Origin of the sequence: Kitasatospora sp. NBC_01539, from assembly GCF_045040525.1 — a bacterium.
GTDB lineage: Bacteria > Actinomycetota > Actinomycetes > Streptomycetales > Streptomycetaceae > Kitasatospora.
The window spans coordinates 1066622-1082953 of sequence record NZ_CP109390.1 but is presented as its reverse complement, the minus strand read 5'-3'; the positions used below and the strand labels follow the sequence as shown (position 1 = coordinate 1082953).

16 protein-coding genes are annotated in these 16332 nt (G+C 70.8%); 14 read left to right on the top strand and 2 right to left on the bottom strand.

From position 1 onward, the window contains the following. Positions 1-9: 9 nt before the first annotated feature. From OG335_RS04705 to OG335_RS04655, 11 genes are all read left to right on the top strand, one after another. Complete coding sequence (locus tag OG335_RS04705) at positions 10-1137, top strand: acyl-CoA dehydrogenase family protein (protein WP_405009713.1); 1128 nt, start codon at positions 10-12, stop codon at positions 1135-1137. Between the two features lie 11 nt (positions 1138-1148). Further along, positions 1149-2195, top strand: a complete 1047-nt coding sequence (locus OG335_RS04700; RefSeq protein ID WP_405009712.1) for an SDR family oxidoreductase — start codon at positions 1149-1151, stop codon at positions 2193-2195. Then, a complete protein-coding gene (locus OG335_RS04695) occupies positions 2192-3433 on the top strand; it encodes an aspartate aminotransferase family protein (protein ID WP_405009711.1) in 1242 nt (413 codons plus the stop codon). Before OG335_RS04700 ends, OG335_RS04695 begins: the two co-directional genes overlap by 4 nt. Beyond that, on the top strand, positions 3430-3885 hold the full coding sequence (locus OG335_RS04690) for a type II toxin-antitoxin system RatA family toxin (RefSeq protein WP_405009710.1): 456 nt from the start codon (positions 3430-3432) through the stop codon (positions 3883-3885). The genes OG335_RS04695 and OG335_RS04690 overlap by 4 nt, the downstream gene beginning before the upstream one ends. A 19-nt stretch (positions 3886-3904) precedes the next feature. Further along, positions 3905-4450 carry a flavin reductase family protein gene (locus OG335_RS04685; protein WP_405009709.1) on the top strand — a complete coding sequence of 182 codons (546 nt, stop codon included), beginning with the start codon at positions 3905-3907 and terminating at the stop codon, positions 4448-4450. Then, complete coding sequence (locus OG335_RS04680; protein WP_405009708.1) at positions 4447-6093, top strand: condensation domain-containing protein; 1647 nt, start codon at positions 4447-4449, stop codon at positions 6091-6093. Before OG335_RS04685 ends, OG335_RS04680 begins: the two co-directional genes overlap by 4 nt. After that, complete coding sequence (locus OG335_RS04675; protein ID WP_405009707.1) at positions 6090-6851, top strand: thioesterase II family protein; 762 nt, start codon at positions 6090-6092, stop codon at positions 6849-6851. Before OG335_RS04680 ends, OG335_RS04675 begins: the two co-directional genes overlap by 4 nt. A 108-nt stretch (positions 6852-6959) precedes the next feature. Next, complete coding sequence (locus OG335_RS04670) at positions 6960-8282, top strand: salicylate synthase (protein WP_405009706.1); 1323 nt, start codon at positions 6960-6962, stop codon at positions 8280-8282. Positions 8283-8333: 51 nt separating this feature from the next. Continuing rightward, the gene (locus OG335_RS04665) at positions 8334-9992 is read left to right on the top strand and encodes a (2,3-dihydroxybenzoyl)adenylate synthase (protein ID WP_405009705.1); all 1659 of its coding nucleotides are present in this window, start codon (positions 8334-8336) and stop codon (positions 9990-9992) included. Positions 9993-10066: 74 nt separating this feature from the next. After that, a complete protein-coding gene (locus OG335_RS04660; protein ID WP_405009704.1) occupies positions 10067-11293 on the top strand; it encodes a 3-deoxy-7-phosphoheptulonate synthase in 1227 nt (408 codons plus the stop codon). A 104-nt stretch (positions 11294-11397) separates the two neighbouring features. Further along, positions 11398-12207 carry an MOSC domain-containing protein gene (locus OG335_RS04655; RefSeq protein WP_405009703.1) on the top strand — a complete coding sequence of 270 codons (810 nt, stop codon included), beginning with the start codon at positions 11398-11400 and terminating at the stop codon, positions 12205-12207. A gap of 43 nt (positions 12208-12250) precedes the next feature. Here the strand turns inward: OG335_RS04655 and OG335_RS04650 are convergent, their stop codons facing one another. Next, complete coding sequence (locus OG335_RS04650) at positions 12251-13165, bottom strand: M56 family metallopeptidase (protein ID WP_405009702.1); 915 nt, start codon at positions 13163-13165, stop codon at positions 12251-12253. Beyond that, positions 13162-13533, bottom strand: coding sequence for a BlaI/MecI/CopY family transcriptional regulator (locus OG335_RS04645; protein WP_405009701.1), 372 nt, complete (start codon positions 13531-13533; stop codon positions 13162-13164). Before OG335_RS04645 ends, OG335_RS04650 begins: the two co-directional genes overlap by 4 nt. A gap of 362 nt (positions 13534-13895) precedes the next feature. On the opposite strand from OG335_RS04645, the gene OG335_RS04640 reads away from it, so the two are divergent. The 3 genes from OG335_RS04640 to OG335_RS04630 all read left to right on the top strand — a co-directional run bounded on the left by OG335_RS04640 (position 13896) and on the right by OG335_RS04630 (position 16324). After that, positions 13896-14264, top strand: a complete 369-nt coding sequence (locus OG335_RS04640; RefSeq protein ID WP_405009700.1) for a BlaI/MecI/CopY family transcriptional regulator — start codon at positions 13896-13898, stop codon at positions 14262-14264. After that, a complete protein-coding gene (locus OG335_RS04635; RefSeq protein WP_405009699.1) occupies positions 14261-15145 on the top strand; it encodes a M56 family metallopeptidase in 885 nt (294 codons plus the stop codon). The genes OG335_RS04640 and OG335_RS04635 overlap by 4 nt, the downstream gene beginning before the upstream one ends. 123 nt (positions 15146-15268) lie before the next feature. Then, the gene (locus OG335_RS04630) at positions 15269-16324 is read left to right on the top strand and encodes an NlpC/P60 family protein (RefSeq protein ID WP_405009698.1); all 1056 of its coding nucleotides are present in this window, start codon (positions 15269-15271) and stop codon (positions 16322-16324) included. Positions 16325-16332: the final 8 nt, after the last annotated feature.

Sequence of the window (16332 nt, the reverse complement as noted above, 5' to 3'; positions counted from 1 at the left end):
AAAACCAGCATGCAGTTTTTGGAAACCGAACGCGCTGTACTCCAGCAGTTCATGCCCGGTCTCGACGACGGCCTCGCCCGGATCCCCCTTGCAGAACTGGAGAGCCCGGGCAGCCCCGGGCTGGCCATGCTCAAGGCCGCAGGCGGCCCGGGCATGCTGATCCCCACCGCGCAGGGCGGCAACGGCGCCACCGCACTGGAGGCGACCCGGGCGCAGCGCGCGATCGGCGCCAGATCACCCTCCCTCGGCGTCGCTTCCACGATGCACCACTTCTCGGTCGCCAGTCTCGCCGAGGCCAGTCTCGGCGACGGATGGGAGTGGATGCTCCTCGAAGGCATCGCCGACGGCCAGCTCCTCGTCGCCTCCGGCTTCGCCGAAGGCCGCAGCGCCGCAGCCATCCTGTCCCCGACACTGCGCGCCGTACGGCGCGGCGACGACCTGGTCGTCACCGGCTCCAAGAAGCCCTGCTCGCTGTCGCGTTCGATGGACCTCCTCACCGCCTCCGTCGCGGTCACCGATGACGACGGACACGAGCGGATGGCCGTCGCAGTCATCCCGGCCGACAGCCCGGGCCTGGAGGTCCGGCCGTTCTGGAACAGCTTCGCGCTGGCCGGCGCGGAGAGCGACGAGGTCATTCTCAAGGACGTCGAGGTGCCCAGGCGCCTGGTCGTGATGACAGACAGCACCGAGAACCAGCGGCCCGACAAGCTGCAGACCAGCGGCTTCATCTGGTTCGAACTACTGGCCGCCGCCTCCTACCTCGGCGCCGCCAGTGCTCTGGTCGAGGGCGTCCTGTCGGCGGGCAGAGCGGCTTCGGTCGAGCGCGCTGCCCTGGCCACGGAGGCCGAGGCCGCCATGGCCATGCTCGAAGGCGTGGCCCGGGCCAAGGACGCCGGAGAACAGGGCGAGGAGATGCTCGCCAAGGTCCTGTGCGTCCGCTACGCGGTGCAGGACGCCATCGGCCGCATCAACCGCCGTGCGGTGGAACTGCTCGGTGGTATGTCCTTCATCGGGTCCGGTGACGCGGCGTACCTGTCCGCCGCATGCGCAGGCCTGATGTTCCATCCGCCGTCCCGCACCCACATGTCCGACCAGCTGTGCGACTACTTCGCCGGCCGGCCGCTGCGCATCGGCTGAGACGAACTCACATGTCCGAGATCCCGAACCCCGCTCCGACCGTCCTCCTCACCGGAGCCAGCGGCGTCGTCGGCCAGGCTGTACTGGCCCGGTTGACCGACTGCACCGTCGTCTGCCTCACCCACAGCACACCGGTCCCCGGCCACCGGGCGGCCCGCGTCCACGGCGACCTGACCCTCCCGTACTTCGGCCTCGACCGATCCGCCTACCAGGACCTGGCCGACCGGATCGACACGGTCGTGCACTGTGCCGCGGTCACCGGCTTCAGTGTCGACGCGGAGCAGACCAACGACCTGAACGTCCGCGGAACCGAGAGCGTCCTGGCATTCGCCCGGCGGGCGCAAGCACCACTGCAGCATGTCAGCACCGCCTTCGTGGCCCGCCGCGACCTTGCCCTGGACGGGTACGGCAGCGCCCGCCCGGAGATCTACCTGGACAGCAAGCGCATCGCCGAGCAGGCGATCGTGGAGTCGGACGTCCCCGCGAACATCGTCCGCCCGTCCGTGGTGATCGGTGACTCCGTCACCGGCCGCATCTCGCAGTTCCAGGGACTGCACGCCATCGCCGGCGCCCTGCTGAAGAACGCACTTCCGATGCTCCCGCTGGAGCCGGACACCAGGATCGACTTCGTCCCGCAGGACCTGGTCGCCGACGTCATCGCCCAGCTGGTGCGCACGGGGACGACGGGAGGCGAGTACTGGGTGACCGGCGGCCCGGCCGCACCGACCGCCGAGCGAGTCATCGAACTGGGCCTGGCGCTGGGCCGCAGCCTCGGTCTGTCGTTGGACGCACCGCGCTTCGTCTCCCACGACATGATCGACCGGCTGATCCGCCCGGTGTTCATCGACGCGCTGCCCCGGGCCCAGCGGCGCCGCTTCGACGACATGCTGGCCATGACCGCCCTGTTCAACACCCAGGAGCCGTTCCCCAGCACCTATGGGCACGTCCCCGGTGTCACCTCGTTCTCCGCCCGGAGCCTGGAGGACGCCTTCACCACGTCCATGCGTCACTACGCCCGGGCCAAGGGCATGGTCCGCCCCAGCGAGGTGGCCGCATGACCGCAGCAACCGAGCAGTCACGGACAGCCGTCCTCGACCTCTACCGCCGGCACCTCAGCAAGGGCCGGGCCAGTCTCGCCGAACTGACCGGAGGCGACCAGGAAGTCTCGTCGCACGCCGCGCACGTGTTCGGCGCCGACGGCAGGCGCTTCCTCGACTGCGGCGGGTACGGGGTGTTCCTGGTGGGGCACACCCATCCGGCCGTCGTCGACGCAGTGGTGGCGCAGGCCCGCACGCACCCGATGTCGACCCGGCTGCTGCTGGAGCCCACGGCGGCGCGTGCCGCCGAGGCACTGGCCGCCGTCACACCCCCCGGGCTGGATCGCGTGCACTTCGTGAACTCCGGCGCCGAGGCCGTCGAGGCGGCCATCAAGCTGGCCCGCACACACGGCAAGGACCGGCTGGTCTCGGCGGACGGAGGGTTCCACGGCAAGACGATGGGAGCACTCTCCCTCACCGCCAAGGAGCTCTACCAGGCTCCCTTCCGGCCGCTGCTGCCGCAGGTCGCACACGTCCCCTACGGCGACGCGGAGGCGCTCTCCGCCGCCGTCACGGCCGACACCTGCCTGGTCCTCGAACCGGTCCAGGGAGAAGGAGGCGTGATCGTCCCACCGGACGGCTACCTCATCGAAGCCCAGCGGATCTGCCAAGACCGCGGAGCCCTCCTGGTCCTGGACGAGATCCAGACCGGCCTCGGCCGACTGGGCACCTGGTGGGGCGCCGACCGCGAGCACATCTCCCCCGATGTGCTGCTCGTCGGCAAGGGCCTGAGCGGAGGGGTCGTGCCCGTCGCCGCCATGGTGGCCACCGACACCGCCTACGAGCCGTTCAACCGCGATCCGTTCCTGCACACCTCGACCTTCGCGGCATCACCCATCGCCATGGCCGCCGCCCGCGCCGCCGTCGAGACCATCCGGAACGAGGGCATGGTCGAACGCGCCGCCGCACTGGGACGCACCCTGTCCGGCGAACTGGCCCGGATCGTCGCCGAACGCTGCCCGGAACTGGTCACGGAGATCCGCGGCCCCGGCCTGCTCATCGGCATGGAATTCAAGAACGAGCACACGGCCGGCGCCTTCGTCATGGAGCTCCACGACCACGGCGTCCTCGTCAACCACAGCCTCAACGCCCACAGGGTCCTGCGCTTCACCCCGCCCGCCGTACTCACCCCGGGCGACGTCGACTGGCTGCTCACCGCCTTCGACGCCGCCGCCACCACCTTGGAAGGAACCCTGTGACGCGCCAGGTCACCCTCGCAGCATTCGTCCACGACGCCGATGCCGACACGGTCTTCACCCGGCTGGCCGACTTCGAGCGCTACCCCGAGTTCACCGACGCCGTCCGAGAGGTCCAGGTCACCCACCGCGACGACGGCGTCATCGACTCCCAGTGGGCGGTCAACTTCCGCAACGGCATCCTCCGCTGGACCGAGAACGAGATCATCGACCAGGCCGCGCGCTCCATCACCTTCGCCCAGACGACGGGGGACTTCGCGTCCTTCGACGGCACCTGGCAGGTCGAGGAGCACCCGGACCACGTCGTCATCCGGTTCGACGCCGAATTCGACCTCGGCATGGCCAGCCTCGCCGCCATCCTCGACCCGATCGCCGAACGCGCGCTGGTCGAGAACCTCCAGCGCATCCTGTCCGGCCTCAACGGCCCGTCGACGACCTTCGGGGAGCGGCCGTGACAGGACCGAGCAGGCACCGGTGACCGACGTGGACAGCCGACGGGCCTTCCGCGACCTCCTCGGCAGCATGCCGGCGGGCGTCTGTGTCATCACCACGGACGGTCCCGCCGGCCGTGCGGGCATGACGGCGAGCAGTGTCTGCTCGCTTTCACTGCAACCCCTCCTCCTGCTGGTGTGCCTCGGCAACGGGTCCGGGACGCTGCACGCCATCCGCCGCAACAGCCGGTTCGCCGTCAACCTCCTGCACGAAGACCATGAACGGACCGCCGACGTGTTCGCCACCGACCGGCCCGCCGGGGAGAAGTTCGCCGACGCCGGCTTCCACCTCGTCGACGGATCCCCGGTGCTCCGTCAGGCACTGGGCTGGCTCACCTGCCGGGTGTACTCGACGGTGCCCGGCGGCGATCACACCGTCGTGCTCGGAGAGGTGCTCGACCTGTCCCGGTCCGGCGGGCAGTCCCTCGTCTGGCACCACAGCCGATACGGATACCACCGCACCGCGCACCCCACCCTCCACGAAGCGTCCCTTCCCCTCGACCCTGCCCACACGATGGACCGCCCATGACCAGCACCCACCCCGCACCCCCTGCCGCGGACCTCTCCAAGGACGACATCCGCAACGCGGTGGCCGGCCTGCTCGAAGTCCCCGCCGACTCGATACCCGACACCGACAACCTGATCCGCCACGGCATGGACTCCATCAGAATGATGAGACTGGCCGGCGGCTGGCGCCGCGCCGGCGCGGACATCACCTTCCAGAGACTGGCCGAGCAGCCGACCGTGGAACGCTGGCACGAACTGCTCACGACACGCCCCGCGCCGAGTACCGCCAGTGCCCGTACCGCCCTCCACCCCGTGGACTCCGCTGCCGCCTTCGACCTCACCCCGGTGCAGCGCGCCTACTGGATCGGCCGCGGCGACGAGATGAGCCTCGGCGGCGTGGGATGCCACGCCTACATGGAATTCGACGGCAGCACCGTCGACCCGCACCGCCTGGAAGAAGCCGTACGCCAGGTCATCGCCCGCCACGAGATGCTGCGTGCGAGGTTCCTTGACGACGGGCGGCAGCAGATCGCCGAGCAGAGCCCCTGGCAGGGCCTCACCGTTCACGACCTCACCGCGTTCGACGCCCCCACGGCCGAGCGGACGCTCGAAACCGTACGGGACCGGCTGTCGCACCGGCGCCTGGACGTTGCCAGGGCAGAAGTACTCGATGTGCAGCTGTCCCTGCTCCCGGCCAGCCGGACCCGGATCCACGTCAACATCGACCTTCTGGTGGCGGACGTCGCGAGCATCGAGGTCCTGCTGACCGATCTCGCCGAGGCCTACCGGGAACCGGGGCGCCACACCCCGGCGCCGGGGTACGGCTTCGCGCAGTACCTGGCGGACCACCGGGCCTGGAGCGAGGGCCCGGACACGGCGGGCAGTCCGCTCACCGAGGCCAAGGACTACTGGAAGGGCCGGATTCCCGCTCTTCCTCTCGAAGGACCGCGGCTGCCATTGGCCAAGCGGCCCGAGGAGATCGGCAGACCGCGGTTCTCCCGGCGCAGTTTCGTGCTCGGCACACCGCAATGGCTGCGGATCACCGCCCGGGCCCGAGAGCACGGCCTCACCCCTGCGATGGTCCTCGCCACCGCCTACGCCGAGATCCTGGGCGCCTGGAGCGATGACCCGGACTTCCTGCTCAACGTGCCGCTCTTCGACCGGCAGCCACTGCACCCCGCGGTCTCCGGCATGGTCGCCGACTTCACCAATCTGGTGCTGCTCCACGTCGACCTCCGTCGACGGATCCCGTTCGCGGACCGGGCGGGCGAGCTGCAGCAGCAGCTCCAGCAGAGCGCCTCACACGCCCAGTACTCCACGCTGAACGTCCTGCGGGACCTCAGGCGAGCCAACGGCGGCAAGCGGGCGGGAGCCCCCGTCGTCTTCGCGTGCAACCTCGGCTCCGACTTCGTCGGACCGCAGTTCCGCGCCGCGCTCGGCGAGCTGACCTGGATGCTCTCCCAGACGCCCCAGGTCTGGCTCGATCACCAGGTCTACCGCACCGACGATTCGGTGCTCCTCGCCTGGGACGCCGTGGACGAACTCTTCCCGGCCGGACTGCTGGACGACATGATGCGCAGCTACCAGCAGATGCTCGACTGGCTCGGCGCACCCGACACCGAATGGACGTGTCCCCCGCCTGCGATTGCCGGCGGTGCGCGATGAACGCAGCCGTCACCACCCGGTCCCGATGGCTCAGGCGCTTCCACCGCGCGGACGACGCCACCGTCCGCCTGGTCTGCTTCCCGCACGCGGGAGGCGCGGCCGGATTCTACTTCCCGATGTCCCGGGCACTCTCCCCGCACGTGGAGGTGCACGCCGTGCAGTACCCGGGCCGCCAGGACCGCAGGTCGGAGCCCGGAGCGGTGGACATCGACGAACTGGCCGACGAGATCGTCGGCGCACTGGCGCCGATCCTGGACGGAAGCCCCCTGGCCTTCTTCGGCCACAGCATGGGCGCTGTCCTCGCCTACGAAGCGGCTCGGCGTCTCGAACGCCAGACCGGACTTTCACCTGTCGTGCTGTTCGCCTCCGGCCGGAGGGCGCCCTGCCGCCACCGGGAGGAGAACGTCCACCTGAAGGGGGATCGGGCGCTGCTGGAGGAGCTCCGCCACTTGGGCGGTACCGCCCCGGAACTCCTCGACGACCCCGGAGTCATGCGGGCGCTCCTGCCGGCCATCCGCCGGGACTACCAGGCGATCGAGACCTACCGCCACCGCCCCGGAGCGGAACCCAGCTGCCCCATCGCCGTCCTGACCGGTGACGACGACCCCAGGACCACCCTCGACGAGGCCCGGGACTGGAAGCACCACACCACCGGCGGCTGCACCCTGCACGTCGTTCCCGGCGGCCACTTCTTCCTCAGCGATCACACCCAGGACGTTGCCGCCCTCATCACGGCCCGGCTCCTGGCCGGACCGTAGCGCCGACGCCCGAACACAGCACGCAGACATCGACCGAACGACAGAGCCGCCGGCAACGGACCGGTGGATCCGCAAGCGCGCCGCACCGGCGCCGGAACGGGGGCAGGAATGGACCACTACAAGGACGAGACGATCACAGGGCACTTCGACCCGCTCGTCGCCGCCACCATCCTCGTCCGGGCAGGGCTCCACGACCGCCACGTCGTCTACGAACGCGAAGGGGAGTGGTGTTACGCCGGCGGGGCACTCGCCGAGATCGTCCTGGACTCCGCCGAACTCCGCGTACGCCGGAACGGGGAGGAGAGCGTCGAGCCGGTCGGGAACCGTCCACTCACGCAGGTGCAGGCTGCTCTCGGCCGCCTGCCGATCACCGACTGGACCACCTACGGCTGGATGGCCTTCGAGCTCAGCTACCTGACCCGCCGACAGGTCGAGGCACCGGCCGGAACCCCGCTCCTCCACCTGATCGTGCCCCGGACCGAGGTGAGGCTCCGGTCCGGGCGGGCCGTGATCCGCACGACCGAACCGCCGGTGACCGAAGCGATCCGCACGCTCCTGGAAACCCCGCAGCCCGAGCCGGCCGGCACCCCGGTGCCTGTCCCGATCGATGCCTACGGCGCGGAGATGTACAAGAAGTCCGTCGCCGTCGCCGTCGAGGACATCCGGCGGGGTGAGCTGCAGAAGGTGATCATTTCACGGCCGGTTCCCGTCCCGGGACCCGTCGACATCTGTGCGACGTATGTGAACGGTCGCCGGAGCAACACCCCCGCCCGTTCCTTCCTGCTCGACCTCGGAGGCTGGCGCGCGATGGGATTCAGCCCGGAGACCGTGGTCGAGGTCGACGCCGACGGTGCGGTCTCCACCCAGCCCCTGGCCGGCACTCGGGCCCACGGGCTCGGCGACGAACGGGACGCCCAACTGCGTGAGGAACTCCTCACGGACGCCAAGGAGATCTACGAGCACGCCATCTCCGTGAAGCTGGGCCACGAGGAGCTTCTCACGGTGTGCGACCCCGACTCCGTGGTCGTGAGCGAATTCATGAACGTCAAGCCCCGAGGTCCCGTCCAGCACCTCGGCTCGCGCGTCATCGGTCAACTCGCCCCCGGAAAATCGGCCTGGGACGCCCTGGCCGCGCTGTTCCCGGCGATCACCGCCTCCGGAGTCCCCAAGGAGGCCGCCTACGAGCGGATCGTCCGCCTGGAATCCCAGGCCCGCGGGCTCTATTCCGGGGCCGTCCTGACCGCGTCGAGTGACGGTTCCATGGACGCGGCACTGGTTCTCCGCGCGCTCTACGAGCAGGACGGCCGCGCGTGGCTGCGTGCCGGTGCGGGCATCGTCGCGGACTCGAACCCGGCACGGGAGCTGGAGGAGACCCGCGAGAAGCTCTCCAGCGTGGCCCCCCACGTGATCGGCCCGATGCGGCGCCCGTGAGGTACGACCCCCATCCCCTGACAGGCCACCGACAAGAGGAAGTCAACGCAGATGCTCGACGGTTTCGTGCCATGGCCGGAAGAACTGGCGAACAAGTACCGCACGGAGGGCTACTGGCGTGATGTCACCCTCGGCGGGCTGCTCACCTCCTGGGCCGCGGCTTACGGAGACAGCGTGGCGCTGACCGACGGCGACCGCCGCGTGACCTACCGGGAGCTGGACGGCTGGGCCGATCGTCTGGCCCACGGTTTCGGCCGGTTGGGCATCACTGCCGGGGACAGGGTCGTCGTCCAGCTTCCCAACGTGCTCGAGTTCCTCCCCGTGGTCTTCGCCCTCTGCCGGCTCGGCGCCCTGCCCGTTCTCGCTCTGCCCGCCCACCGGGAACACGAGATCGGCGCCCTCAGCGTCCTCACCGGGGCGAAGGCCTACATCATCGCCGACCGGTCCCTCGGTTTCGACTACCGTGACCTCGCCCGCCGGATCGCACAGCGCGCCCCCGGCCTGCAGCACGTCGTCGTGGCCGGCGACCCGGCCGAGTTCGTTCCCCTGAGCGCACTCGACGCCCCGGCCGGCCGCGAGCCTGAAACAGACCTTGCACCTTCGCTCCACGGCGCCGAAACGTTCGGTGCGCAGGACGTCGCGTTCTTCCTGCTGTCCGGCGGTACCACCGGACAGCCCAAGCTGATCCCCAGGACGCACACCGACTACGCCTACAACCTGACTGCCAGCGCCGACGTCTGCGGACTGGACCGCGACACCGTCTACCTGGCGGCACTTCCTGCCGCGCACAACTTCGCGCTCGGCTGCCCCGGCGTACTCGGCACCCTGCACGCCGGCGGCCGAGTGGTGCTCGCCGCCGACGGCAGCCCGGACCAGGCCTTCTCCCTGATCGAGAAGGAGGGCGTCACCATGACGGCCCTCGTCCCCCCACTGGCGATGCTGTGGATGCAGGCCGTGGAGTGGCTGGACGACGACCTGTCCACACTCGAGGTGCTCCAGGTGGGCGGTGCCAAACTGCCGGCCGAGGCCGCCCGGCGGGTGCGAGGCACCCTCGGCTGCCGACTGCAGCAGGTCTTCGGAATGGGGGAGGGCCTGCTCAACTACACGCGGCTCGACGACTCCGACGAGGTCGTCGCCACCACCCAGGGCCGACCGCTGTCCCCGGCCGACGAGATCCGGATCGTCGACGAGAACGGCCGCGAGGTTCCCGTCGGGGAGGCAGGACAGCTGCTGACCCGAGGCCCGTACACCTTGCGGGGCTACTACCTCGCCGGGGACCACAACGACACGGCCTTCACCGCCGACGGCTTCTACCGCACCGGTGACCTCGTCCGTCTCCTTCCGGGCGGCAACCTCGTCGCCCTGGGCAGGACCAAGGAGGTCATCAACAAGGGAGGGGAGAAGATCGCCGCCGAGGAACTGGAGAACGAACTCCTGGCCCACCCCGCCGTTCGCGAGGTCGCCGTCGTGCCGATGCCGGACCCGGACTTCGGCGAGCGGATCTGCGCTTTCGTCGTCGCCCCGGGAGAGGGCCTGTCCCATGCCGACGCAGTCGACTTCCTCACCTCCCGCGGCCTCGCCACCTACAAGCTGCCCGATCGCGTCGAACCGGTCGACGCCTTGCCGCTCACCACGGTGGGGAAGGTCGACAAGCGGGAGCTGGCCGAGCGGATCTCGACCGCCGTCGCCGCAGCGCGGACCGTGGACTGACCACGGGGCGAGGCAGCACAACAGCAACGCCCGCGGTCCGCGACCAGCCACGAGTTTTCGGAGAGCGACCTTCCATGTCTTCAGCCCCGCCACAACGACCCGGCCTCCTCACCGCCGGCCGGCCGCTCGTCTGGGACATGCTGCCCGCCGAGCAGCAGCCTCACTGGCGCGACCACAGCTCCTATGCCGCCACCCGCCGTGCCCTGCTCGAGGCCGCGCCGCTCGTGCTGCCCACCGAGATCGCCGAACTGCGCGGGCAGCTGGCAGCGGTTGCCTCCGGCCGGGCCCGCCTTCTCCAGGCCGGCGACTGCGCCGAAAACCTCACCGAGCAGACACCCCGGCACATCGCCGGCAAGATCTCCGTCCTGAACGCCCTCGGGGACCACCTCGCCGCCCGGACAGGCCAGGACGTCGTCCGGATCGGTCGTATCGGAGGGCAGTTCGCCAAACCGCGTTCTGCAGCAACCGAGCGGCATGCGGGATCCGAACTTCCCTCCTTCCGCGGTCATATGGTGAACGCCGAGGAACCGACCCCCGAGGCGAGACAGCACGACCCGCGACGGATGCTTCTCGCCTACGAGGCGGCGGCCCTCGTCTCGGAGCACCTGCGCGAAGCCCGGCACCAGGGTGCCGCCGCCGACAGCCCCCGGATCGCCTCCGGACCCTGGGCGAGCCACGAGGCCCTGGTCATCGACTACGAAGGACCACTCGTTCGCAGCACTCCCGACGGCAGGGAGTACCTCGCCTCCACCCATCTGCCCTGGATCGGGGAACGCACCCGCCAACCCGACTCCGCACACGTCGACATGCTGTCCGTCGTGCAGAACCCGGTCGCCTGCAAGATCGGACCCACTGCCGGCCCCGCAGAGGTCGTGAAGCTGTGCGGGCTGCTCGACCCCGAGCGGAGCCCAGGTCGGCTGACCCTCATCCTGCGGCTGGGCCGTACTCGGGCCGCAGACGTCCTGCCAGGGATCGTCGACGCGGTCCGCCACGCCGGCCATCCGGTCATCTGGGCCGTCGACCCCATGCACGGCAACACCGAGCACACCCAAAGTGGCATCAAGACCCGGCATCTGCGGCACATCGCCGAAGAAACGACCGTGTTCCTGCACGTACTCGAACGGCAGGGAGCCCACCCCGGCGGCCTGCACCTGGAAACGGCAGCCACCGACGTCACCGAATGCCTCGGCGCGGGCATCCGCAGCGAGGACGCCCTCGACCGGAGCTACACCACCCTCTGCGATCCTCGCCTCAACCCCGAGCAGGCCCACGAACTCATCCGGATGCTCTTCCGGTCGTGAGCGGCTGCACGGGGCTCCTGCAACGCCGCCGGCGTGCCACGGAACGATCCCCGGCAGGCACGCACACCCTCCACCCGATCGGCACAGCCGGAAGGAACGATGACATGACGACACGCGTAGGAACCGTCGGAGCACTGTGGCGCTACCCGGTGAAGTCGATGCTGGGCGAGGAACTGCCGGTCGCGGAGATCACGGGACGCGGTCTCGCCGGCGACCGGACACACGCCCTGCTCGACACGGAGACCGGCAAGGTGGCCAGCGCGAAGAATCCGCGGCTGTGGCGGAACCTGTTGACGCTCTCGGCGTCGGCGACGAGCGACGGCGGTATCCGTATCACCGGCCCGGACGGTTCGGAGCTCAGCCACGACGACCTGTCGCGGGCCGTCGGGCGCGCCGTCGTCCTCGCCACCGAGCCGCCGTCGAAGGCCAGCATCGACCGCGCGAACCCGGACGAGGTCCTGGACGAGGGCGTCGACGCCGAGGTCGGGCTCCACGCCATCGACCTGCCGCCCGGAACCTTCTTCGACTACTCCCCGCTGCACCTGCTCACCACCGCCACCCTGGACCGGATCGGCGAGCTCAGCCCGCGGGGCAGTGTCGAAGTCCAGCGCTACCGCCCCAACCTCGTCATCAGCACCCCCGAGAAGGGATTCGTCGAGAACGCATGGATCGGCCGGGAACTGACGATCGGACCGCACCTGCGTCTGAAGGTGGCCGTTCCCACCCCGCGCTGTGCCATCCCGACCCTCGCCCACGGCCGGCTGCCGCGAGACCCTGACGCCCTCCGGGTGCCTGCGCAGCACAACCGGCTCGAGCCGCTTCCGGGTATGGGACTGTACCCCTGCGCAGGCGTGCACGCCGAGGTGCTCGTACCCGGACGGATCACCAAGGGCGACCCCGTGCTGCTGGAGTGAGCGGACAGCGCGCCCGCCCTCCGTCCGGACCGGACCGAAACCCTCAGCCGATCACGGGCCCGCACGAGATGAAGTACGGGAGTGCGGCCGCCACTGCGCCGAGCAGCAGGATGGCGAAGCACGTGATCGGACGGAGGGGCGCACTCGGGCGCAGCAGACGCCTCAGACGGGTCAGCACGGCCGAACCGCCGGCCCCGAGCGCGGCCTTCGGGGTGCTGCCCGCGGCGACCTCGCACATCGCGTCCGCCAGCGCCCGTGCACATGCGCTGCGCAGGGCGCGGTCGTCGCAGACCATTTCCAGGAGCTCAGCTGTGCTCTCCCGCGCGGCGCGGGCCAGTGGGACCACGGGGTAGGCCCGAGCGAACGCTTCGGAGGCTGCCGACAGCAGGTGGTGGCGGCCCGTCAGGTGGGCACGTTCATGGGCCAGGATCGCCTGCACCTGTGCGGGGGACAGGCATCGTACCGCCCCACTGGTCAGGACGACTCTGCTCGGTCGCCCCGGCAGGCAGTACGCGGCCGGTGTGTCGTGGTCGACGATGACGGCCCCCAGGGCGGGTTCCGTCCGGCCGACCAGGTCCAGCAGCTCTGTGTGGCGGCGCCTGCGGCGGGCCGCGGAGGCGGTGACCTGGATGAACCAGGCGGCGGGCCATACCGCGGTGAGAGCGATCGGTATCAGGAGCCCGACGCCCTCCGCGGAGAGGCCATCGGCGGTGGTCCTCTCCGGTGCACCGCTGATCCACTGCTCCGCCGAGCCGAGCAGTCCGTGCAGGTGCCGGCCCGGAGCGATCGCGTGGTACCAGGCGAGCGCGAAGCAGACGACGAACGAGACCGTCAGCGCCTGCCAGAGCGCGATCGCCGTACCGGGTGCGCGCAACGGCCACTTCGCCCGGGCGAGGAACCGGGGGACGACGAACCCGACGAGCACTGCGTACGTGACGAGGACGATGGAGGCGATCACTGCGGCTCGGCTCGGTCCGTGAGCGATCGCAGAGCCTGCCTCAGTGCCTCCTGCTCATCGGGGCTGATCCGCTCGACGAAGTGGGCAAGGGCGCTGGAGCGGTCGGAACTCGAGCCCAGGGCGTCCTCCATGAGCGCCGCGGTGTAGGACTCCCGGCTCCGCGTCGGCTCGTAGAGCCATGCCCGGCCTGTCTTCTCACGACGCAGCATTCCCTTGCCGTGGAGGATGTCGGCCACGGTCATCACCGTGGTGTAGGCCAGAGTCCGCTGCCTGTTGAGGTCGTCCACAATCTCGCGAACGGTCGCCGACCGGCCCCAGGACCACAACCGGTCCATGATCTGGGCCTCCAGGTCCCCCAGCTTCCGCACGCTGCAGCCTCGTTTCCGCCTCGACCCGTTGCCTCGACCCGTTGTCTCGACCCATCGTAGGCGGCTCGTGCGATGGCGAGTACGGCGCCTGCGCAGGGCTTCCGGTCGCGGACGACGGATCGAGGCGATCCGGATTTCGGGCATGCGGTCCTCGGTGGTGGACAGGGGACGTGAAGCCGGCCACATCGGATCGGGTGCGATCCATTGGTGGGGTGGGGCGGCAGCCTCCGGTGGCCGCCCCACCGGCTGCCACCGGCCGCTACTCGCCGGCCGGGGCGCGGACGGCGGGTTGGCTCGGGCGCTCCCACCTGGCACGCTGTGCTGCGATGGCGTGAGGGTGTCGTGAAGGTCGGGGTGGAGCGGTGCGCGGGTTCGGTCAGCTGGAGGCTGAGATCATGGACCGGTTGTGGTCATGGGCCAGGCCTGCGACGGTCCGTGAGATCGTCGACGATCTGAACCTGGTGCGGCCGGTGGCGTACACGACGGTCAACACGGTGGCCGACATCCTGTTCCGCAAGGGCTTCCTGTGCCGGACGAAGGAGGGGCGGGCGTGGGTGTATGCCCCGGTGCGCTCCAGGGAGGCCTACACCGCCGAGGTGATGCGCGAGGTGCTGGGCGAGGCGCCGGACGCACGGGCGGCGCTGGCGCTCTTCGTCGGCGGCATGGATCCGCAGCAGGCAGCCGCGCTGCGTGAGGTGCTGGACGGCCCGGGCGCGGGAGGGGCCCGGTGAGCGCGCTCGCTCTCCTCGCCGCACTGACCGCGGCCGCGGGCTGGTGGGTGCCCGGCCGCCTGGCGCGGGCCGCCTGGACGGTGCGCGCGCCGGGCGCGGCGATCGCCCTGTGGTGCGCCCTGATGGCGTTCTGCGCGATGGCGGTGGCGATGGGCCTGCATCGGCTCTCGGCCGGGCACGACCGCTCGGCGGGGCTGCTCGGCTGGATCACCGGCCGCCACGGGCGCGTCGCCGAGGGCCTGGCCGGGCATGTGGAGGCCGTGGTCCTGGCGGCGGCCGTGTTCGGTGCCGCCGGGACGGTCGTCGCGGCGGGCTGGGTGAAGGCCGCACGCGCCCGCAGACGGCACCGGGAGCTTCTCGACCTCGTCGCCCGCCCGGGCGCGGGCGGCACCCTCGTGGTCGACGACTCGAGGGCCGCCGCCTGGTGCCTGCCCGGCCGGGGCGGGCGCGTCGTGCTCACCCGCGGCGCCGACGAGCAGCTGACCGCCGGCCAGCGCAGGGCGGTCCTCGCCCATGAGCGGGCGCACCTGGCCGGCCGTCACCACCTGGTGCTCGCGTCCGTCGCGGCGCTGGGCCGGGCGCTGGACCGGCTGCCGCTGGCCCGCCTGGCGGCGCAGCGGGTTCCGGTGCTGTGCGAGATGGCGGCCGACGACGCCGCGGTGCGGGTGGCGGGCCGCGGAGCGGTGGCGCAGGCGCTGTGCCGGGTCGCCGGAGGCGCCGCTCCGGCGGGGGCGCTGGCAGCCGGCGCCCACGGGGTGGTCGAGCGGCTGCGCCGCCTGACGGCGGTTCAGCCGGCCCTGTCGGTTCCTGCCCGGGTCGTCTGCTGGGGCGTGGTGCTGGTGCTGCCGGTGGTGCCGGTGCTGGTGGCGTGCGGGCCCTGACGGTGCGGGCCTCGGAGCGGGGGCGGCTTGCCACACCCCCACCCCTGTCTACTAAGTTACTTAGCGGACATGTGGGTGGCGGTTGCCGCCGCACTGTAGCAACCTGCCCGCGCCGCGGACCGGGTGCACGACAGCGAGGAAGTGACCGCACCGATGGGGAACCGACGCAAGCCCGCCCCGCCCAGCCGCGCGCGCATAGCGATCGTGACCACGGCCGCTGCGGGATCCGCCCTGTTCGCTTCCGCAGGCGGGGCGCACGCCGAGCCGAAGCCGGACCTGGCCACCGTCAAGGCGCAGGTCGACGGCCTCAACGAGGAGGCCGAGGCCTCCACGGAGAAGTACAACAAGTTCAAGGAGAGCAGCGAGCGCCTGCGCAAGGAGGCCGCGCAGCTGCAGGACCAGGTCGTAGCCGCACAGGAGAAGATGAGCGGCCTCAAGGAGCGCCTGTCGGCGGTGGCCGCCGACCAGTACCGCACCGGGAACGTCGATCCCACCATCGCCCTCATGCTGTCCGCCGACCCCGACAGCTACCTGTCGCGCGCCTCCGCCCAGGACTTCGCCGCCAGCTCCCAAAGCGACCTGCTGCGCCTGATGCAGTCTCAGCAGCGGCGCCTGGATCAGAAGCGCAGTGAGGCGACGGCGGCCCTGGCGGGCCTGGATGCGGCCGAGAAGGCGCTGGCGGCGGAGAAGAAGCAGGTGCAGGCCAAGCTCGGCGAGGCGAGTGCGCTGCTGGCGAAGCTGTCGGCCGCCGACCAGGCGAAGGTCAATGCGCAGGACGGCACGGGTCGATCCTCGCGCTCCTCGGCGCGTGAGACCTACAACGGCCCGGCGACCGGCGCGGCTGCGGCTGCTTTGAAGTTCGCCTATGCGCAGCTCGGCAAGCCCTACGAGTGGGGTGCCACCGGCCCGAGCACCTTCGACTGCTCAGGTCTGACGGGGGCCGCCTGGCGGGCCGGCGGGGTGTCCCTGCCCCGGGTGTCCCAGGACCAGTGGAACGCCGGCCAGCGGGTGTCGAAGGCGAACCTGCAACCAGGCGACCTGGTGTTCTTCTACTCGGATCTGCACCACGTCGGGATCTACATCGGTGGCGGCAAGATGATCCACGCCCCGCGCACCGGCAAGAACGTCGAGATCACCCCCATCGAGTACATGCCTTATGTGGGAGCCGTGCGCCCCTGATGCCGCCC